A 20476-nucleotide genomic window follows, 5' to 3' on the forward strand; every position below is an offset into this window, starting at 1 on the left:
CAGTTCCGGTCGCGGTCGCGTATTCCTCATAGCCCTCCGCCGGGGTGAATATCCACTCAGCCTGATAGTCGCCGGCTTTGTCGGGCTTGGTACTAGGATTCGTCCACTCGAAGGTGCCTTCGACCGTCTTGCCGTCGTCTTTCATCGTGCCAGTAATGGTGCTGACGCGCAGGATCTGGCCAAAGGTGATTGGCGTTGCGGTGATCTCGCCGTCCAGCACGGGAACGATCTTGTTCTTCGCGATGACTTTAACGGTCAGGAGCATGTCCTGATAGTTGTCCGTGGTGATCTTGACGCCTACGGTTCCGACGGAACCTTCGGTCTGAGATTCGACAGCCGGGACAGTCAACTGGAACTCATCGTTTGATGTGATCATTGCCGTCGAATTTGCGTAGCCGCCCTCTCCAAACAGATTGAAGTTGCAGGCCTCATATTTGATGGAGCCGTACTTACAATTATAGCCCAGCGTCGGCAGCGCGGGAAGATTGACCAAGTAAGTCTTTGCCAGCCCGTTGATAACGGTCAGCTCTATGGGCTGCATCGTGGGCGCGGCCGCCTTGGTGATGCTAAACTTCCAGCTATCCGCCGTCAGGCCGTTGGCCGCAGCATAGTTCGTGCTCTCGGTTACATCGATCTTGACGGTGTATTCGCCCGCATTCTTAGGCGTGGCTTCCTGACCGTCTTTATCGTAGTATTTTACGATGACCTCTCCCGTACCGGCCTTTGCGGGAGAAACTGTCGCGCTCTTGACATTGCCGTCATAGGTCAGGCTTGTCGGGGCGGTGAAGGTGAAGTCCTCCGCCTTGGGGGTAGCTTTGCCAATGGTATAGGTCACGCTGGCGGTGGCGCTGCCCATGGTGATGCTGGCGGTGTAGGTGCCGGCATTCGTGGGGAGCGCGTCGTTTTCCAATTTCTCTGGAACATACTTGCCCGTCTTCGTGTAGCTGATGGTAATCTTATCCACCGCCGGACCCTGCCAATCTCTGCTTGCAGTCACCGTGGCGGGTTTGCCGCTGCCGTTGTAGGTCAGCTCGGCGGGGGCCGCAATCGTCACGCTGCCGCCGCTGGCGTCGTCCTGGCTGCACTTGGCAGTGATGGTCGCGTCGCTTGCCGTGTACGTCCAGCTATGCTGATGCCGGGTCACGGTGAACGGCTCGCTGTAGCAATTGTAGCCATTGCTGCACTAGACGTAAATGTGGTACTGATAGCTCTTGTCTACGGGCAGCCCGGAAATCGTGAGCGTCTTGCTCTGCCCGCCGGTATGCGTCGCAGTATTAACATCGTTTAATTTCGTGGTCCAGTCTTTGCTTGATTCGTCAAACCGCTCCCACCAGTAGTAGTAGGTGACGCCCTCCGTTTCGGGCGCGATTACCGCAGTCAGCGTGATATTACCGTCCGTCGTAAACGCCGAGTTTTCGGTGTAGTTCGTATCGTTATTCGGATAAATCTTTTCGACCGCGAAGGGCGCTTTTTCAACGGTGACTTCTGACGGGATTGAATTGGCGTTGGGGAGCCATTGGTTATCCTTTGTTTTTTTGTAAGCGTACCCCTTCGCCAGCAGCGCGTAGGGCTTGACATAGCCGGCATCGCTCGTGATCGCGTCGTAGCTGCCGCCGCTGAGGCTGGCGCTGCTGCCGTCGTCCTTTACAGCCACACGGCTGAAGGTGCCGTTGCTCAGCGAAAGCTTTCCGCCGTTCTTCGCCGCGACAATGGCGAGCTCCGTATCCTTGTCGTTGACGGTCAATTCCGCGTCTTTGCCGTCCACCGTCACATAGAAGCTTCCGTTGCTGCCCGTGACCGTCAGAGAAATGCCCTTGGCGATGAGGTCCACACCCTTGACCGTTTTCCCGCCGGTCGCCAGCGTCACCGGTCCGCGGGTCAGCTCATAGGCGGTCCGCTTCCCGTAGACAGTGTCATCCACATTCTGATACAGCGTGATGGTCTTTTCGCCGTCCGCCGCGTTCGCCGCCTCGATGGCAGAGGCAAAGGCCGTGTACCAGCTCGTCTTGCCGCCGACGGTCAGCGATGCCGCCATCTGCTTGCCGCAGATGCTACAAGTGCCCTTGCCGTCCGTGCCGCCGTTGTGCGTATGCGACACGACCTTGACATTTTCCAGCGTATTCACTCTATCATTGGTCACAGCCTGATTATCACTTGCTCCGTAATACGCTGCGCTCTCCGCCAGTAGGTCGGCGAGTTTGCGGTCGCCGTAGCTTTTGATTTCCTTAAATGTGCCGCCGGAGAGCTTGACTTTGGTGGTGCTAAAATCTGCGAAGGCAAACGTGCCGCCGGAGATCGTGCCCGTGACATTGTAGTTAAACGTAACGCCGCCATATTTCTTTTCACTATTAAAGCTGCCGCCGCTGATGTTCGCGGTGCTGCTGCCATTGAATTTGACAGGACCATTGAAGGTACCGCCCTTGGCATTCAGCGTACCGTTCACCGTGACGGAGGCGGCGGTGAATGTGACGCCCGTCTCCACCGTCGCCGTGCCGTTGATGGTCGCACCTTTATAGCTGCCGCTGGCAAAGGTCACATTCGCGTTTTCAGCGACCGTCACATTGCTGGCGGTGTGCGTTCCGCTCTCCAGCGTCAGCGTGCCGGTCAGCGTTATGGAGGTGCCGTAAGGCATATCCCGCAGCAGGGTCAGCGTCGGCTCGGTGCAGCCCTCATTGCTCCAGCCGTTCAAGGTCTGGATGGCCTCTACATAGCCGTTTTCCAGCGCACTGTCTTTCGTGAAGTAGGCAGTCTTGGTCGTGCCGTCAGCGGCCTTGGCGGTGATCTTCGTATACAGGTCCTTGTGGCACACAGAGCACACAGGGTTGCTGTCATCGGCGCACTGATGGACGCACTCCGTGAACTGCACCTTGTACGCTGTATAGCCGGTCAGTTCGGAGATTTTCTCCGTCTTGGGAACGATGCTCCATACACTGTCCTTTTCGCCGTACAGCTCGCACTTCGCATAGTCGGTTCCCAGCAGGTCGTTAACGGTGAGGCTCTTGCTCTTCGTGTTGTCCGTGATCTTGCCGATGGTGCAGGCGTTTGGATTGCCCTTCCACAGCTTCAGGCCGTAGCCCGTACTTGTGGAGCCATACGCAGCATTGCTTAAAACCAACTCGCCGATTTTGCCGCCAAAGCGCTCCAATGCGCCGCCGGCCTGCAGCTCCACGCGCGAAATCTCGCCGGTGTAGGAGTCGTCAACCGCCAGCGTTCCGTTGGACCCAACCGAAAACTTGACATTGAGCGCCTGCGTCCCGCCGCCCTTGCTAGAATCCTTGACCGTCAGAGTATTGGACTTGTTCCCGCCTCCGACATGAATGTATTTATTCTCGGTGCTGACAGTTTTGCCATTCAGATCCAGCGTCGCTGAGTAGTTCTCAGAAGAGCAATTTCCTGTGAGCGTCACATTCCGCAGCAGCGTCACGGTGCTGCCTCTGGCTGCATTAAACGCATCCGTCAGCGTCTTATAATAGGCGCTATCGCCCACGCGCGCGTCGAATTGCGTTTTGCACTTCTTGCAGGTGTAGCCGGTATCGTCCATCTCGTGCGTGCAGGGCACAAGATAGACCTTGCCGTCATTGCCCAGGCTGGTCACGCTGTCGGCGGCGTCCGCCTTGAAGTTCTCAGCGCTGAGCGTCACGCCGCTTGCCGGTTCGGCGATGGCCCCAGGATTTATGCCTTCACGCACGCCCACACGGATGACCGAATCCTCACTCAATGCGCCTGATACAAGAATGGGCAGCTTCCAATCATAATTGGCGTAATAGCCGGCCTTCACCGAGCCGGAAACGGTAAGTTTAGGGTTTGTGCTTTCTGTTCCGTCGTAGTAAACGTCATATTGATTGTTGTCGGTAACGGTAGCATCGGTGAGGGTAATAGCGCCCTTTCCATAGATGCCGCCGCCCGCAAAGGTGCTGTTGTTTCCGGTGATCGTCACATTCTTGACGGTTACCCCTCTCTCCGAATAAATGCCGCCCCCGTGGCCATACCTTGTATCCCCCGTGGCGGACGCCTTGTTGCCGGTGATCGTGGCGTTGGAGATCGAAACATTGCCGGCGTTAAAGTGGATATAGATGCCGCCGCCGTTGCCGGCGGTTGCCGTGTTGCCGGTGATGGTGCCGCCGTCCATGGTGAAGCTGCACTTCTCACCCACATATACGCCGCCGCCACCGCCGTCAGACGCACCCGCAGTGTTATCGGAAATGGTGCCGCCGTGCATGGTGAAGCTCGGCGGGTCGATATGATTCGTCGTGCCGACAAGGAACACACCGCCGTAGTCTTCATTACCGGTAATCGCTCCACCATACATGGTAAAGGACGAGCCGGTCTGATAGTCGGCGCCCTTTTTACCGACCTGCACGCCGCCGGTGATCGTGCCGCTGTACAGTTCCAATTTGCCGCCATTGACGAGCACTTCGCCTTGAACCCTGCCGCTGTCGGAGCAGTCAGTCAGCGTCAGCGTCGCGCCGCTGCCGACGGTGATTTTACCGTTGATCGTCTGCCCGTTCAGGCAGAGGTTGACCTCGCCGTCCGTTGGCACAGTCCAGTTCTCCGACACGGACTTCGTCAGATAATAGTTGCCAACAGAATCAGGCAGGGAATCGGTAGTTGTCCACTCTGTGCCAGCAGTGTCATGTTCGTGCCCGTTGACATCTCCATTCCCGCCGCAGACGCAGTGGGTATGATCGGCCTGCGGCAGCGCAAACGCAGCCAGCGCCGCACAAACGGCGTTATAGCGCGTCATGTCCAGCTTGGCGGCCTGCTCATCGGTGAGGGCCTTTATTTCTGCATCAATAGTCTTCAGCTGCTCCTCAATTTCGGTCGCATTGTCCTCCGTGACTGTTTCAGGCAGGGCGTCAATGAGTGCCTGCACAGCCAGCACCGCCTCCTCTTTTCCAAGGCAGGCGGAGAGGTCTGCACCCTTAGCAGAGCAGACGGTGCATTCAGGGTTCACAGCATCAGCGCCGCATAATTTCTCACAGATGCAGGCGGCTTCCGCTGTTCCCTTGCAGGCAGAGAGGTCTGCATCTTCCGCAGAGCAGACCGGACAGTCGGGATTGACCGCCTCCTGCTCACAGTGGGTTTCGCAGATGCACTCCACCGGAGCATTCCCGGACTCGCCGGGAACAAGCCCACTGTCCTGAGAATTACACTGCTCACAGATATACCCGCAAGGCGTCCCCTCTGTGGCCGGGATGTAGCCGCAGCTATCGTCATGCTCGCCGCGTTCATGAAGACAGCTTAATTTTTTTGTTTTACAGCCGCTTTCCTCACTGCATTCATGGGTACACTCGGTCGGCTGGGCCTCCTCTACTTCAGATGAGGTCGCCGTATTTTCTGATACGCTGCCTTCCAAAACAGGGTAACAGCTTTCGTCATGTTTATGGATACACTTCTTCACAAGGGTGTAGCAATCCTCAGTATGCTCATGTTTACAGGCTGCCCCTTCGGTTCCTTCCGTATATCCGCAGTCCTCTGTATGTTCCGGGTGATGCTTGCACAACCCCGTATGGACGGCGGATACACCCGCTTCCACCGCAGATGCCGGAACTCCCGGCATCGTAAAAATCATTGCCGCCGCCAGTAAAAATGCGGCCGGCCGTTTCCATTTCCATATCATTTATTCATCCTCCTCACGCGGTTCGTTCCTTCTCGTTGTTTTCTGAAGCAGCTGGGATACCGCCTCCCGCAGCTGATATTCTGTCACAGGCTTTACCAAAAAGGTGTCCGCCTGCATCCTGCGGCTTTGGGGTTCAAACTCTGCCTGGTCGCTGATCCACAGGAGAGGGACATCCCTGCTGTACCCTCGTATGCTCATGCAGAAATTCATTCCCCTGGCTCCGTCCTCCATGACCACCACAGCATCATAAGGCCCATCCCGCTGCATGGCATAGACGCAGAATACGCCATTGTCAAAGCGGTCTACTTTGCCAAGCTTCATCAGTAACGCCGTTTCTTTCTCCTTCTGACTATAACTGCACAGCGCAATTCGCATGTTCGCACCTCCATTTTGTGATGGGTTTTATCGCCTCATATAGCTCCTGATCGGAGCAGTCTGCCGAAAGGAACGCAGGGATACGCAGGTGATATGCGATCAGGGCAAAGTTTTCATCATCGCTCCACCAGACAAGCGGTGTTTCCGGTGCCAGCTGCTTTGCCTGAATGGCAGCCTCCAATCCCCTTGCCCCGGTCATGGCGATGACAACCGCATGATACCGGCTCCGCCGCAGTGCCTGAGATAGCTGCTTCTCATTCCATAGCTCGTCGATGACAAGCTGTCCGTCCCCAGCAAAAAGGGAGCGCAGCCTGCTCTCAAACCATTCTGCATTCCTTAATTCCGTACAAAGTGCGATTTTCATGCTGAGCCTCCTTTCCTGAAAAGAAAAACAAGAAAGAATGTGCCTTGGCACATTCTTGCGCCTTGCGCGGTCGCTTGCGACAATCTACATCTTCGCGCAAGTGCGCATCTTTGGCACGTTAGTGCCTTTTTTATGTGACAGGGAATTCTTCGGAATTTCCTGTCACATAAAAAAACCAGACCTTCTCATCGGAAAGTCTGGTAGTATAATTAGAGTAGCATCTTGTCAAGGGAAATGCAACCGACTTTGTTTAAGACGCAGGTTTCCTGTTTAAGACGCAAGTTTTTCCTGCGGTTTTATGTTATACTATTATTGGATTTTTGTGCAAAGGAGATGGCACGATGCAGATTGCGATTGTGGATGACAGAGCAGAGGACAGAGCCGAACTGTCTGTCTGCCTGGAAAATTATATGAAAAAGCATCAGCTGGACTATACGCTGACAGAATTTGAGGACGGAGAGAATTTTCTGAAAGCTGCCGCCCAGGTCAATTTTCAGCTTGTCTTTATGGACATCTATATGGAGAACATGGATGGAATAGAGGCCGCCAGAAGGCTGCGCCAGAAAAACAGGCTTTGTAAGATTGTTTTTCTGACCATTACAGAAGATTATGCCCGGATGGGGTACAGCCTGTCCGCCAGCTATTATCTGCTGAAGCCGCTTTCGCTCCATCAGGCAGATTTTGAAGAAGCGATGGAGCTGTGCCAGCTAAAACCGCCCTATGAAGTGATGACACTTTCGGTTATGGCTGACCGTCAAAAGCTGGAACTTCCCACAGAGAAGATTCTATACATAGATTATCAAAACCGTATGACACGAATTCATACGTCAGAACGCGTGATACCGGTAAGCGGAGGCTTTCAGGAGGTTACTGCCGCATTGCAGAAGGACAAGCGTTTTTTGCCCTGCTACCGGGGCATTTTAATCAACATGGATTACATCAGCCAGGTTGACAGTCAGACCTTCCGTTTGATAAACGGGGAGGAACTTCCGATTGCCCTCCGCAATGGAAAACAGCTGCGGGAAACCTACCGTCAATATGTTTTCTCTGGAATGGGGGGGATCGTATGAGAATGAAGCAAATGCACAGGCGTATTCTGGAGGGCTGTCTGGCCTGTCTCCTCTGCTTCACCGGCAGTATCCCCGCATTTGCCGCCGAAACTGCAACCCCATCCAATGCCGATGAAAGAAGGGAGAATCCGCCGGATTTAGAAAGCGAGGCTCCGGGGACACTGGAGAGCAAAACCCCGGAAGCATCGGAAGAAGTATCCCTCGTCCTTGTCACAGAAATACAAAATGAAGACGAACTGCTCTCCCTGCCAGATTTCACCCTGCCCCTTAGAACCACACCGTCTGATGATGACCTGGAGGAAATTTATCAGCTGGCCCTTCGGTATCAAACCGTCTGCGCCACTGTAACAGCAGGTGAAGAAATCCGGCAGGAAACATTTTCTGTCGCATGGGATTTTTCGGCCATTGACCAGACCACTCCAGGCGAATATACCGCAGCAGGCCGGATTGAACTGCCGGAGGGGTATGCCTTTGGTGAAGCTGTCTTGCAGGAGCTTCAGATTTCCGTCCGGGTGGAAGAAATGCCGCCTGCTGTCATTACCTCCATAGAGCAATGGTATCCTTATACGGACGCGTTTGCGGTTGAACAGGGCAGCGAAACCGAAACGCTGGAAAATTTGTTTGCCTTTTCCCCTTACTATCTGGAATGCTATGCGGAAAATGGAACCAGCTACACCGCTGTGGTGGAATGGGATTTTTCTGGTATTGATCTGAATACTGTGGGACTGTACCATGCAGCAGGAAGGCTGACTGCACCGGAAAATACTATATTTGCGGATCGTGTCGATTTCCCTGAAATTTCAATTCCTGTTTCTGTTCAGGCTCCGGGCAGCCCAGACATCAACTGCTTCCTGGTTCACAGAGGAAGCCTTTATTTTCCCTGGATCACACCGCCAGGGGAACTGGATGAGATCAGCGTATGGCTGTCCGAAAACAACGGTTCATGGAACCGTCTGGAAAGTGGCGTTTATGTGGGTCAGGAAATGCTCTCGATTGCTACCCGTCTGCTGATGCCGGGCAGCAGTTACCGCCTTCAGGTGGATTATGACGGCGGACAGACCGGCATCCTGTCCTTTACCTACGCAGATGAAATTGTCCTTGAAGGGTATCATGAAGGCGACCGGGATGGAGGGGATGCAGGCGGGAATCCACCCGATACCATCATTCAGCCGCCTCCTGAAGATACCGACGATCAGGATGACGGTTTCGCAGACAGGCCCTCCACAAAGCCTCCAAAACCGCCTGCAACAAATGGCGGCAGAGTGGATTCCAACGATTCTGAAAAAACACCACCTGTCAGTGAAGAAAATGATCCTGCGGATCATGAACCATCCCACAAGTCTTCCGAGCCATCCTGGGAGGGAAAGGATGATTCCATAGATATAGATAAAGACGATTTCCCATCGGAACAGGCAAACGGTGATACAGAGGAAGATGCGGATTCCAAAAGCCCTGATTTTTCAGAGTTCTTCGATGAAACCACCGACCGGATTTCCGGCACGCGCTTTTTGATGATGCTGCAAACAGGGGAGCAAAGAGCCGTCTTTTCCAAACAGGGAATCACTATCAGCATACCAAAAGACGCCTTGCCGGAGGGCATCCAAAACGAAGATCAGATTGAAGTCATCATCCAAACGGATACGGACGGCGGTTTTTCTTTTTCGTTTTCCATCAATGGAACTGCGCTCAGCTCCCTGCCGGATGTTTCTGTCATGCTGCCCTGTCCAAATGCCCCGGCAGCCGGCACATTGTTCCTCTGTGATGAAAGCGGCGTGGAAATTCCCATGACCGGTTACGACGATGCGGCAAAAGCCGCCTCCTTTCAGATCAGCCATACAGGAACATACACCATTGCAGTAAAGGAGGATGCCGTTTTCCTGGCACAGGCCGCCGACACAGAGCATAGCCGGTCGCCCATACTCCTTTTGATTCCGGCCTGTCTGCTTCTTCTGTCTGCCGGTGTGTTTTTCCTAAGGAGGAGGCGAAAATAAGATGGTATCTTCTGCGGTAAAAAAATATGCTGCCTTATGTATGGTCTGCCTGTGCTCATCCCTGTTTTTTCTTGGCCTGTATCAGTTCAATAATAAATATAGCCAGAACACAATCCAGGCGGCAAATGGGATTCTGGCGCTTTCTGAGGAAGAACTTCAAAAGTCACCGGTGCGCTTTCTGGTATCCGGCTGGGCATTTTATCCTGACGCGCTTTTGACCCCGGAAGAAATACAAGATGAAAGCCATTATATGCGCTACCTTTCCATCGGAGAGCAGACCAATTTCTCCAGCCCTGCAAACCCTTCTCCCTATGGCTGCGGGACTTATCAGATGACATTCTTTCTGCCGGAACGGAAGGAAACATATGCGCTGGAAATCCCGGAAGTGTTTTCTGCTTACAACCTTTATCTGGATCATGACCTGATCCTGCAAATGGGGGAACCGGCACAGGGGACACCATTGGTTCAAAACCGCATGGTCACTTTTCATGGCGGAAAACCGGTCACACTCACCATAGCGGTCAGCAACTATGACCACTTTTACGGAGGGATTGTTTATCCGCCTGCTTTCGGAACGATGCTGGCGGTCAATACAACCAGAGGAATCCGGTTTGCATTCTGCCTGTTCAGCTGTACGGTTACCTTTGTCTGTGCGCTGCTGTCCTTTTATTTCAGCCGCCGGATGAAACAGAAAAATACATTCCTGTTCGGACTGATCTGCCTTGCCATGTGCGGCCTGTCATCCTATCCTGTGCTTCATATGCTGGCTGCGGTTCCCGTATTCCCCTGGTACACGATTGAACTGTTCTGTATCTATCTGGTTACCTGGCTGATCGTAGTTCTGCAAAACCGGATATGCAGGCCGGGCTTCCTGCCTGCGGCCATCAGTAATGGGGTGGGCGCTGCCTTCCTGGTATATGCGTTTGTGTATGGCATGATGGCTTCCCATCTCTCCCTTGGAGCGATTCGTTTCTTCTCTGCATCGGTCTTTTGTTATAAGGCGGCATCTGCGCTCTATCTGCTTATCATCGCTGTGCTTGCCATTCACAGAGGAGAAAAACGGAGCAGGCCGATCTTCTATGCTGCGGCAGCCGCAACCTGCGCCTTTATATGGGATCGCCTTCTGCCGGTTTATGAGCCGGTTATCGGCGGTTGGTTTTTGGAATGGGGCAGCTTTTTCATAGCAGCAGCCATCGGTTATTCCCTCTGGCGCGATGTGATAGAAGGATATGGAAACAGCCTGATTTTCCAGGAAGAACGCAAGCAGGTCATCCGTCAGCTTTCTATGCAGACCGAATACAGCCGTCAGGTTTCTGAAGCAGCGGCAGAAAACAGAAGGTTGATCCACGACATCAAACACCATCTGCGCACCATAGACCGCATGGCCTCTGAACGTGGGCAGACGGAGATCTGCTCCTTCCTGTTACAGGTAGAGGAACAGGTTGCGGCATCATCGGGTCACTCCCCTGCCCAGTTCTGCAAAAATCCCGTCGTAAATGCACTGATTGAATACTACTACGGCATGGCGCAGACACAAGGGACAGAATTTCAGGTGCGGCTCGATCTTCCCGATCAGATGCCGCTTACCGATGTGGAACTGTGTACGGTGCTGGGCAATCTTTTGGACAATGCCGTTGAGGCGTGCAGCCGCCAAAAGCAAGGGGTGCGCCGCGTTTTCATTGCAGGCGAAACCAGAGGCAATATGTACTTTTTGAAGATTGAAAACACTTACGACGGTCTGGCCTTGCAAGAGGGAAAAACATTCCTCTCCCGAAAGGGTACATCTGCTGATCATGGAATCGGGCTTTCCTCTGTCCGAAAAATCATTGAAAGCCATGGCGGTGATCTCGATCTCGTTCCCGGTGAGGAATCCTTTCTTGTTGGAATTACAGTGGGTTTATAAACATTGCTCATACAAAAGGACACCATTACTTACATTTGCATAAGCAATGGTGTCCTCTCTATTTTCCAAGTTCTTCTTCCATAATATTCCTAATCGCTTTAATATCCGTAAAAGTCAATTTTATTCCACGATTATACATAGCCAGTACTTCATTCAGATTTTCAACAAGTACCTTATCCAACTTTTTATGTATCGTTACAGGCTGTTCCTGAATCGTATGAACATGGTCAAAATATTTTTCAATAACAGGAAATGTATTCTGTATCAAAAAAGCATTTTCTTTCCCTGCAAATAATCCAATCACTATCGTATTGCATTTACCATATCGTTTCTTTTTCTTTTCAACGATTTCCTTGTATTTCTCAGCTTGTGAGCTAATTGGTATCATCCAATACAATTTTGGATTTTTTCTATCCTGAATTGCATAGTAATGAGGACGATAGTTCCCCTGTTCCTTATTACTCATCAAATATTTATCCTGAACCAAGTCAAAAAATTCATCCTTGATATGATACGAATATCCCTGTTGTATCTCCATAAATAACCTTTCCTATGTGATAAAATTCCCCATCAGCATTCACTGATGGGGAACATTTACAAACTATACTATTTTTATCCCACCTGTATAGCAAGTGGCTTCATTTACGAACTGAATTATTTATACCCCGCACCATCAGCAAGCGGCAAACATTTACTTCTATCCTTAGTATATACAGTTTCTCTGAATTTAGCAACCTGTTTTTTAAGTTTAGAAATATTTTTTACTATATCATGGCTCATCATTTGTCGTAACTCTGTCGTAAAATACAAATTTAAGCCTCTTAAATTGCTTGAAAACGCCCTGTTTTCGGCATTTTATTTCTCCAAACTCTTCATCGTCGGGAATTTTTTTAATTTTTCTTCATTACCCTTCGTGATGCTTCGCTGTGCTATTTCTATTAAATTGTCTTCTCTTCATCACCATTCATGATGAATCATTGTCAAATCATATCTGTTGTCAATTTGATGTCATTTGGTTATTTCTGTTGTCAGATGAAAGGGTTCATAAGCCCTTCTTAAAATACATCCATTGTTGCAGCCAAATGTTCAAATGTTTCCTGTTTTTTTTTCTCTGTCGCTTCTGCATAGATATCCACAGTGGTCTGAATATCCTTATGCCCCATGATCGACTGGATTATTTTCAGGTTCGTTTTTCTTTCACAAAGCCTTGTGCAAAATGTCTGTCTCAAGCTGTGCGCTGAAAAATCCGGCAACAGCACCGGCTCCCGATGCTCTTTTTTTGCCTCTATTTCTTATGTTGCGTTATAAGCAGATGAGATTCTCTTGATTGCCCGATTAACTGACTGGGCATTCATTATATTTCCATAACGGTTACAGAAAACAAAGCCTGTCATCCCATCAATCTCTGCATCTGTCCAGCCATTTTCTTTCTGCTCTTCCCAGATCATTTCAAAAGCATCTTTCACTGTATCCAACATGGGAATCGTACGCATTCCGGCTTCTGTTTTCGGCGTTGAAATGTGATTTTCCAATGCCCGGTCTTCTCCTACCGGATAATACGTTAGATTATATATCCAGACCGTCCATCTGATCTTTCATGAGCTGTGCTTCTTTTTCCCGAAGCGTTACAAGGTCTTGTGCATAAACATATTTACGTCTTCCGAGAGGATCCGTATAAGTATATACATATCTTCCGTCTGAACGTCCCTGTGATTCACCTTTTTGCATGAAAAAAGCAGCTAACCTATTTTTCATAGACTAACTGCTCGTGTTAAGTTCCATATTCAGTTTTATTCTATAAATCCGACAGTGAAATTCGGTCGTATGCACCATTTTTCTTATCTTCCGGGTGTGGTTCCAATCCGATAATCGTAATGTCTTTCTGAGCTGGTCCATAAACCCAGTACATTCTCATTGCGCCACTGGTTTTATTTTCCAGATAAGACTGCCACACTTTCATTCCATAACGTCTGGACAATGGCTCTATTTCATGGGTTTGAAGACTTGGATACCCTGGATCTGCCGATAGCAGCTTTAAAGCCTTTCCCCATTTTTTATACAACTGTTCTTCCTTCTTTTTTATATTCCCAGAACGATATTTCTCCTGCAGATCTAACCAAAGTTCCTGCATTTCAGGAATTCCCATTCGTATATTAAAGTTCATTCTTTGTTCCTTTTAAAAATCTGACAGGTCAATAGCCGGAGAAACATCTCCTCTTTTAAAGTTACTTACTGCACGATCCATATCTGCCAGGGTTCTGGCTGAAATGCTCTCTGGCACTGCCAGTTCCCGAGGTTCCAGAATAATGCAGCCATTTCCATATTCTTTTACATTATAATACTGATAAGCAGCTCCTCTGAGGGTAATCCTTTTTTTATTGTCCAGATGAGCAACATAATCTTTCATTGCTTCCATTATCAACACCTCCTACGCAAGTATTTGTGTGGGAAATCCCACCTCTTGCTATTATAATACGCTTTTCTATATTTTCTGTCAATCCAAATTTACTTATTCCTATACGCTTAAAAATATCCATACACCGGCAGGTGGCAGACGGCATATAAGGTATCTATAAAATTCTATATTTTTGTAATCACTCTGCCACCCATCAACCTTTTAATCGAATACAGTTTTCCTGCTTCTCATTTATCCAATACTCCAGTTCATTCTTCATCCGGCTTCTTACATCACGCATTGTCCTCCCAGATATTCCCTGTTCCTTTGCTTTTTCATCTAATTCTCGAATTGAAATTTGTTTTTTATCGGCAAGCAGTTCCCGGATCAGCTTTGCTCCCCGTTCCAGCTTTGTTTCGGTTGCTTTTCCTTCTTTTCCATCTAACAATTCATCTGCCGAAATTTCATAGGCTCCCGCCCATCGGAATCCTTCTTCATCTCCCAGTTTGAAAGCCATTGTCTCCCCTGGCGGTGCAAGCGAACTTTTTTCATGAATCACTACTCTCGTTGTCGGATCTTTTCTCACCTTTCCAATAAAAATCAAGCTTCTTACTGCGGCCATGATGTCAATAGAACCAAGTCCCCGGTAAGTACTCTGTGTCCCAGAAGATTTGTTTAAGTGACCAATCAACACGATAGAACAACTGGTTTTCTCTGCAATCATTCCCAGTTTACGGAATACCGGACGAACTTCATTTGCCCGGTTCATGTCCACATCTGCTCCGATAAACGCCTGTACCGGATCAATGATTACAAGTCGCACATGATTCTGTCTGACCGCCTTTTCAATCCGATCATCGGATGAAGTTAATGCTTCTTCCGAATCATCAATTACCATAACCCGGCTCAGATCTGCTCCTGCTTCCACCAGTCTTGGCTTGATGGTATCACCCATGCCATCCTCTGCTGTCTGGTAAATCACATTGAATGGTTCAATATCTTCCATGTTTGGAAACAGCTTACGGTTCGTGCATGCTGCTGTCAACATCATAGCAAAATAGGTTTTTCCCTCTCCCGGATTACCCTGAATGATTGTTAGCTTTCCAAATGGAATATACGGGAACCACAGCCATTCCACACTGGTCTGCTCAATATCTTTATAACATAACATCGGCACCAATGCTTCTTTCTCCTGCGTTTTCATTGTAACAGTTTCCAGTATCACTTTCTTTCTGTCAGCATTTTCGTCACAGAGAATTTCATTCCAGTCTTTTCTGGCAGGTTTCAGCCGGATCACACGATATCCCTCCAGAATTTCTCTTGCTAATTTTTCACAGGCTTCATTTCCTGCATGATCATTATCCAGGCACAGGAAAATCGAAGTGATCTGAGGGCGTTCAGAAAGAAAAGTCATCAGTGCCACACTGGAGACTCCGCCCAGGCTCAGGTAGCTACGTTTCTTCCAGTCTTTTGGAAATAATTGGATAAATGAAAGCAGATCAATGGTTGCTTCAAATACAAACAGTTGATTATCCTCTCCTCTGTGACAGAATCCGTAAGATTTATCAGAACCAGCTACATCTCCCCGATATTTTATCTCGCCAGTTCCCCTGCAGTGTGCATATCTCGGAATACCGTCTGCATCTCTGCCGACAAATACAACATTATGGTATTTCCTTTCTTCGTAAATATTCCCACCGGCAATCCATTCCTCCACCAAATTTTTCTCAAGCCTCCTGATTTCTGTCAGATATTTTATGACTGTCTCATTCGTTTCGCTTTTCTCCGGCAATCGAAAATCAGGAGACGGGGCGGGGCAGGACTTCTGCCTGCCTTCGCCTTCTTCCCCAATCAGCATCTTCACTGCTTCCGGAAATGTGGCATGATAAAATTCCATTACAAAGTCCACCGGATATCCGCCCTTACTCTGGCTATGACGATACCAGCGATTCCCAGATACCGTTACACTGTCATGCTTTTTCCAACGATATTCTCTCCCACTTTTTACCAACTGTTCTCCCTGTGCGTTCAGAAAAGAAACAAGGTCTGTCTGGTTTGCTCTTGCAATCTGTTCTTCTGTATACTGCATTTTCATCATCCTTTCCTGTCTGTCCTGTAACAGATTTTTATAAACTTATCTCATTACTTCTCTTTTTTCTTCTGAAAGCCCGGAAGTATCTGTTTCTGGCATTTCTCGATCTCGTCTGGCAATATCAGCACATCTCTGTACCTTTTTCACAAAGGCAAGCTCATCCTGATAGGGCTGATTATCAGCTTTTAATTCATCAATCATTATCCGGAGATCTTCTTTTTCTTTCTTCCATTTAGATTCTGGCAGCCGTCCCTTTTTATCCCGGTATGGTTTTAGTTCACGCTCACATTTGCGATAATAATTGATCGCTTTTTTATGCTCCGCATAAAACTTTTCCCGTCTTTTCTTAAAGAAGAAATGATTGTATTCATCGATCAACGGTTGATTCTGCTTCAATACCTGCATCTTCTTTTCCAAATCTTCCAGTTTTTTCAGTTGCTCTCTCTTTTCACTGATTTCAGCTTTGCTGGCAGAGATAATTCCATTTAACTCCTGAATTCGCGTCTGCAAATCGTCCATCGTCTCAATGCTGTGTGCCTGAAGATAATTGATAGATTTTGCAAACTCCTGTAGGTTTGAAATTTTCTTTCCCCTTCGTTCCATCTCCGCATAAAAATTTGAAAGTTTCGGGCTATTCTGCGTCTTTTTATCATAATAATCTTGCAGACTTTCCAAAAGCGTCGGATTCTGCTGCCTTCGATCCTGTTCCATTTTCATTTCTTCATAGGCTGTTTTCATCCACTGGATAGATTCCTTTAAGGAAATGAACATCTGATTGAATTGTCGGATCGCCCGATTTAGCTCTCCTATGATTGTTTTGATTCCCTTCTTCTCCATTGCTCTGACTTCGTACCCTTCATGAATTGTCGGAATCAGATCAATTCCCTGTTCTTTATAGGAACGATGGTCAATTCTTGCTGCCATATGACACTCCCGGAATTTATCATTCACTTTCTCGGTCCATGCCTTTCTCCATTCCTTCAAAAGTTCAGGATCGTTCCAACCAGTAGTAGAAACAGCATTGAAGACATACTTCCCTTGGGCATCTTTTATTCTGTTTCCTTCTTCGTCTAAAACATATTCCCGTTTCTGTTTATTCCCCCAGATTCCTTCTTCTGTAAAAGGACGAATTGGGGCAAGCACATGAAAATGTGGATTATTCGGCTCATCTCCATCCTTTGACCTTCCCTCATGAACTGCCAGATCCACAATCATGCCACGTTCCACAAATTGCTCCTAGCAAAATTCTCTCGCCAGTTGAATATTCTCCTCTAACGTCAGCTCATTCTGCAACGCAATGTCAAAAGAATAGGCAAGCTGTGCCCGCTTGCCCTTTTCTGCTCTCTCTACCTCGTTCCATAATGTTTCCCTGTCTGATAATCGTTCCGGCACATAATCCGGTTTAAGGATTTCGGTAAACATCACACCGGATTTCTTCGTGTAATCATGGACTTGTCCATAATAATCGTTATACAATTTTTGCCCGGAAATATACGCAGCGGAATTTACCACTGTCTGACCTTTTCCTCTGGATACCTGCTTTACAGAAAAATGATAAAGTGCCATCAGCTATCATCTCCCTTTTCAATTTTCTTTACTTCTTCAGCAATCTGCTGTCGTTCCTTTCTTCCTGCCTCCAGATATCTCTCCCGGACGGTATCTCTGTTGTATTTAAGAACTTTCATTTCATTCATTACTTTCTGGAAATCCTCCTGCTCAAGATCTTTGGACATCGGAAACGCTTTTTCAAACTCAGCACCTTTAACCACCAAGCGGTGTGATCGTTCTTTCCTCTCGATCAGCTTTTTTCTCTGTTCCAAAATGTTCTTATTGTGCATTGCCTGTTCAAGTTCCTTTTTGCTTTTTTCCATGTTGGCTTTCACTTCTTCCAGTGACATGGATTCATACTTTGGATTCTTGGCTCTGGTCATGGTCTATCTCTCTTTCTTTTTCTGTAAACAAAAAGAACCGGCACAATTATTGATACCGATTCTTAATATAAAAACTGATACTCACTTCTAATACATGTAGAAATATTTGTTTCAGTTTTTCGCAATATTCAATTTAATACTTTTGATGATTCACCACTCTTTATTCTTAAAACGCATTCGTTGAACTGCATTTTATCAATAATTATTTTTACAAAACGCCTTTTTCAGCGAAATAATCCATCAATCGATTATTGAAAACTCTTTTAATATCTCTCAATGCAGAAATCGCTGCATAATCAAAAGCAAACAATTCCTGCTTTTCATCTTCTGTCATTGTAATCTCAGTAAATTGTTCAGAATATTTGCTTTTTGCTCTTTCTAATAACAAATTTAAAAATTCTTTTTTTTCAAATGCTGTCGGTTCTTCAAACTCACAAACTAAATCAAATCGTGTCTGAAGTTCCGGAGGAATGATCTTTTTATACTCTGTTCCATTTGGAATATTTGAAGTAAAAATGATAACATATCCGTCTAAATCATATTCTCTTGTCATGGAATCAGTAAATCTACCATCTTCCAGTAACTCCAAAAAGAACGAAAAAACTGGTCGAGTTGTTTTTTCAAATTCATCACACAATAACACTCCAACTTTGCTTTTCTTAATCTTATCACTTAATTCTCCATGCTCACATCCTACATATCCTGCCGGACTTCCTATTAAACTATTCAATGCGTCTTGGCTACTGTAATTCTGAAAATTTATTTTTGCTAAATAGCATTTATCCTGAAGACCATTTGCAAATAACCTTGCCACCTCAGTTTTTCCTATGCCAGATTTACCATATAAAAAGATTGAAAGCACTTTTTGTTCTTCTGCCCGATTAAGCATAAGAAAATTCTTTAAAACATATTGCAAACGCTCTTTAAAATATTGATGACCGATTAAATTATGATTAAAACATTGTATGAAATTGTCAAACAACTCGCCTTGCAAATCTGTAACTTTTATAAGTTTATTTTCTTCAAGCTTTTCTTGATCTAAATCAGACAACTCTGGGATCAATTTACACATTGCTTCTTGTCCATCAAAAAAAAGTGGAAAGTACTTTAACAGTATATCAATCTGTTTTGTTTGTGCTATAACCTTAATATTAGGCATATTATTAAGAAATTGTTCAAGTAGGTAAATCAGTGCTTTATTAGCTTCTATTGCATATGACATAGATGTCAAATCTAATATTGCCAATTTATAAGAACTATTAAATTGTTCAAACTCTTTTTCCAAATCACCGTTTGCTCTTGAGAACGTAGCTATCGGAATATTATTCACTTCTGCATATCGGACAATTTTATTCAAATCCTGTGCATTATTATATTGATATATTTTTTGTCTTGAATATGGTTTATATTTAACCGCTTCCTCACATTTGGTAGTTTTCCCATCATCTTCTTCAAAATAATAATTATAGTCATCAAACAAAAGTGGCAGAAGTTCCAAAACTTTATCTGCAAGATTTTCTTCTACAATTACAAGCGTGTCTTCCGTCATGTTTGCAAGATTCATATAAGCAGATTCTATATTACTTTTGTTAGTCAACAATAAGTGGATCAAAGCAGATATATCAATACAGATTTCCGGACAGCACTCAATATTATCCTTAGTATTTCCAAATATAAATGGATTTACCTCTCTCTCGTCTTGTATTTTTCTCAATTCTTCAAGATTCCGGTAAACAGTGATACTATATAAATCCATTATTATTTCCTCCGCAACGTACTCAGCCAAATACCAAATTTGTTCCACCAATGTAGCTTTGGTGCTGGAGCCTCTTCTAACTTGAAGGCAACATCTTGAATTACTGCCAATATATCAACAAAATGATAATCCTTATTACTTTTATTTGAGGATACATTCTTTGAATCTGGCGGTGTATTACTTTTTATTATTTTACTAACAGCCTCCCCTTGCCTTCCCTTGCGAGTATCCGCTTCCTGAAAATAATTAAATGTATTTGACGTAACAAATTCTTCTTTTACAACGCCTTTATAAATGCCAACAATAGAAACATGACCAATAAGTAAATCATTGATATTATACTTGTTTTCAAACTCTGATTGAATTTCCATAGGAATTTTTATAATAATTTCAGAAATAGCTGTTTCCATACTTTCATCATATACAATTCCTTTCAAAATATAAGCGTAATCTTGCAACATAGAACCAATTAAATTGTTCACTTCCATTCCTTCTACACGCATACCTTTTAAAGCATCACGGCGTAGAATAAGAAACTGGCGCAAGCTTTCCTCATCTAATAATTCTAGTTTAACATGATCTATTTTAACCAGATCCCCCTCTACTGAATTATCAAATTTATTAACAGAAGCACACTGTTCAATAACCCTACGCAAAAGAATGGATTTTGTTGTCTTTACATCTAAGCTTTCTATCACTTTCGATGAAGATGTGGCAGTTTCTTTTGTTTCTGCCGAAATAGATGCCTTAATCCCATCCAAAAACTGTTTTGTTCCTTTTGCTGAAATGGAAGATGTAAATCCATACTGTTCTTCAAAACTGTTTGATTTATCTCTCTCGATTTTAGTAAGAATAACGTTGTTAATCATCATTGCAATTTCATATACCTTACTGAAATTCAGATAATAAATATTAAAATCATGCGATTTATTTTTCTCAATTATATTCAAACAAATCACCTCCTGTTAATACATTTTAA

General features: G+C 46.4%; 14 protein-coding genes and 2 pseudogenes. 3 read left to right on the top strand and 13 right to left on the bottom strand.

Going from position 1 to position 20476, the window contains the following annotated elements; all coding sequences use genetic code 11:
* Positions 1-1183: 1183 nt before the first annotated feature.
* The 3 genes from DWX68_RS05490 to DWX68_RS05500 are packed head-to-tail and all read right to left on the bottom strand — an operon-like array spanning position 1184 to position 6359.
* Complete coding sequence (locus tag DWX68_RS05490; protein ID WP_118628796.1) at positions 1184-5620, bottom strand: right-handed parallel beta-helix repeat-containing protein; 4437 nt, start codon at positions 5618-5620, stop codon at positions 1184-1186.
* A complete protein-coding gene (locus tag DWX68_RS05495) occupies positions 5621-5995 on the bottom strand; it encodes a hypothetical protein (RefSeq protein WP_107001029.1) in 375 nt (124 codons plus the stop codon).
* Positions 5970-6359 carry a response regulator transcription factor gene (locus tag DWX68_RS05500; RefSeq protein ID WP_118467304.1) on the bottom strand — a complete coding sequence of 130 codons (390 nt, stop codon included), beginning with the start codon at positions 6357-6359 and terminating at the stop codon, positions 5970-5972. Before DWX68_RS05500 ends, DWX68_RS05495 begins: the two co-directional genes overlap by 26 nt.
* Positions 6360-6700: 341 nt before the next feature.
* Between DWX68_RS05500 and DWX68_RS05505 the strand changes: the two genes are divergently transcribed.
* Genes DWX68_RS05505 through DWX68_RS05515 form a run of 3 tightly spaced genes read left to right on the top strand, consistent with a single transcriptional unit; the run spans position 6701 to position 11323 of the window.
* Complete coding sequence (locus DWX68_RS05505; protein ID WP_118628797.1) at positions 6701-7429, top strand: LytTR family DNA-binding domain-containing protein; 729 nt, start codon at positions 6701-6703, stop codon at positions 7427-7429.
* Positions 7426-9420 (top strand): hypothetical protein, encoded by a 1995-nt coding sequence (locus DWX68_RS05510; protein ID WP_118628798.1) that lies wholly within the window; start codon positions 7426-7428, stop codon positions 9418-9420. Before DWX68_RS05505 ends, DWX68_RS05510 begins: the two co-directional genes overlap by 4 nt.
* A 1-nt stretch (position 9421) precedes the next feature.
* Positions 9422-11323: a GHKL domain-containing protein gene (locus DWX68_RS05515; RefSeq protein WP_118628799.1), complete on the top strand. Its 1902-nt coding sequence runs from the start codon at positions 9422-9424 to the stop codon at positions 11321-11323.
* 58 nt (positions 11324-11381) lie between these two features.
* On the opposite strand, the gene DWX68_RS05520 is transcribed toward DWX68_RS05515, so the two are convergent.
* The 10 genes and pseudogenes from DWX68_RS05520 to DWX68_RS05560 form a co-directional block, all read right to left on the bottom strand.
* The gene (locus DWX68_RS05520) at positions 11382-11861 is read right to left on the bottom strand and encodes a hypothetical protein (protein WP_118482267.1); all 480 of its coding nucleotides are present in this window, start codon (positions 11859-11861) and stop codon (positions 11382-11384) included.
* 116 nt (positions 11862-11977) lie between these two features.
* Entirely contained in the window at positions 11978-12133 is a 156-nt protein-coding gene (locus DWX68_RS14630) for a hypothetical protein (protein WP_182426611.1), read from the bottom strand.
* Between the two features lie 245 nt (positions 12134-12378).
* Positions 12379-13078, bottom strand: a pseudogene (locus DWX68_RS05525) (site-specific integrase).
* A gap of 40 nt (positions 13079-13118) precedes the next feature.
* The gene (locus DWX68_RS05530) at positions 13119-13487 is read right to left on the bottom strand and encodes a hypothetical protein (protein ID WP_118628800.1); all 369 of its coding nucleotides are present in this window, start codon (positions 13485-13487) and stop codon (positions 13119-13121) included.
* A 12-nt stretch (positions 13488-13499) separates the two neighbouring features.
* Positions 13500-13739, bottom strand: coding sequence for a hypothetical protein (locus tag DWX68_RS05535; RefSeq protein ID WP_005609451.1), 240 nt, complete (start codon positions 13737-13739; stop codon positions 13500-13502).
* A gap of 193 nt (positions 13740-13932) precedes the next feature.
* On the bottom strand, positions 13933-15807 hold the full coding sequence (locus tag DWX68_RS05540; RefSeq protein ID WP_182432140.1) for an AAA family ATPase: 1875 nt from the start codon (positions 15805-15807) through the stop codon (positions 13933-13935).
* 45 nt (positions 15808-15852) lie between these two features.
* Positions 15853-17376, bottom strand: a pseudogene (mobQ, locus tag DWX68_RS05545) (MobQ family relaxase).
* A complete protein-coding gene (locus DWX68_RS05550) occupies positions 17376-17741 on the bottom strand; it encodes a DUF3847 domain-containing protein (RefSeq protein WP_118628802.1) in 366 nt (121 codons plus the stop codon). The pseudogene mobQ and the gene DWX68_RS05550 overlap by 1 nt, the downstream one beginning before the upstream one ends.
* A gap of 208 nt (positions 17742-17949) precedes the next feature.
* Positions 17950-19497 carry an AAA family ATPase gene (locus DWX68_RS05555; protein WP_118628803.1) on the bottom strand — a complete coding sequence of 516 codons (1548 nt, stop codon included), beginning with the start codon at positions 19495-19497 and terminating at the stop codon, positions 17950-17952.
* Between the two features lie 2 nt (positions 19498-19499).
* On the bottom strand, positions 19500-20447 hold the full coding sequence (locus tag DWX68_RS05560; RefSeq protein WP_118628804.1) for a hypothetical protein: 948 nt from the start codon (positions 20445-20447) through the stop codon (positions 19500-19502).
* Between the last annotated feature and the right edge of the window lie 29 nt (positions 20448-20476).

This window comes from Clostridium sp. AF20-7, from assembly GCF_003479275.1.
GTDB lineage: Bacteria > Bacillota > Clostridia > Lachnospirales > Lachnospiraceae > Otoolea > Otoolea fessa.

Coding starts and splice junctions, on each gene's coding strand:
- DWX68_RS05555 (WP_118628803.1), bottom strand. CDS start 19,497: ATGGATTTATATAGTATCACTGTTTACCGGAATCTTGAAGAATTGAGA.
- DWX68_RS05530 (WP_118628800.1), bottom strand. CDS start 13,487: ATGAACTTTAATATACGAATGGGAATTCCTGAAATGCAGGAACTTTGG.
- DWX68_RS05500 (WP_118467304.1), bottom strand. CDS start 6,359: ATGAAAATCGCACTTTGTACGGAATTAAGGAATGCAGAATGGTTTGAG.
- DWX68_RS05490 (WP_118628796.1), bottom strand. CDS start 5,620: ATGATATGGAAATGGAAACGGCCGGCCGCATTTTTACTGGCGGCGGCA.
- DWX68_RS05550 (WP_118628802.1), bottom strand. CDS start 17,741: ATGACCAGAGCCAAGAATCCAAAGTATGAATCCATGTCACTGGAAGAA.
- DWX68_RS05495 (WP_107001029.1), bottom strand. CDS start 5,995: ATGCGAATTGCGCTGTGCAGTTATAGTCAGAAGGAGAAAGAAACGGCG.
- DWX68_RS05535 (WP_005609451.1), bottom strand. CDS start 13,739: ATGGAAGCAATGAAAGATTATGTTGCTCATCTGGACAATAAAAAAAGG.
- DWX68_RS05510 (WP_118628798.1), top strand. CDS start 7,426: ATGAGAATGAAGCAAATGCACAGGCGTATTCTGGAGGGCTGTCTGGCC.
- DWX68_RS05505 (WP_118628797.1), top strand. CDS start 6,701: ATGCAGATTGCGATTGTGGATGACAGAGCAGAGGACAGAGCCGAACTG.
- DWX68_RS05520 (WP_118482267.1), bottom strand. CDS start 11,861: ATGGAGATACAACAGGGATATTCGTATCATATCAAGGATGAATTTTTT.
- DWX68_RS05515 (WP_118628799.1), top strand. CDS start 9,422: ATGGTATCTTCTGCGGTAAAAAAATATGCTGCCTTATGTATGGTCTGC.
- DWX68_RS05540 (WP_182432140.1), bottom strand. CDS start 15,807: ATGCAGTATACAGAAGAACAGATTGCAAGAGCAAACCAGACAGACCTT.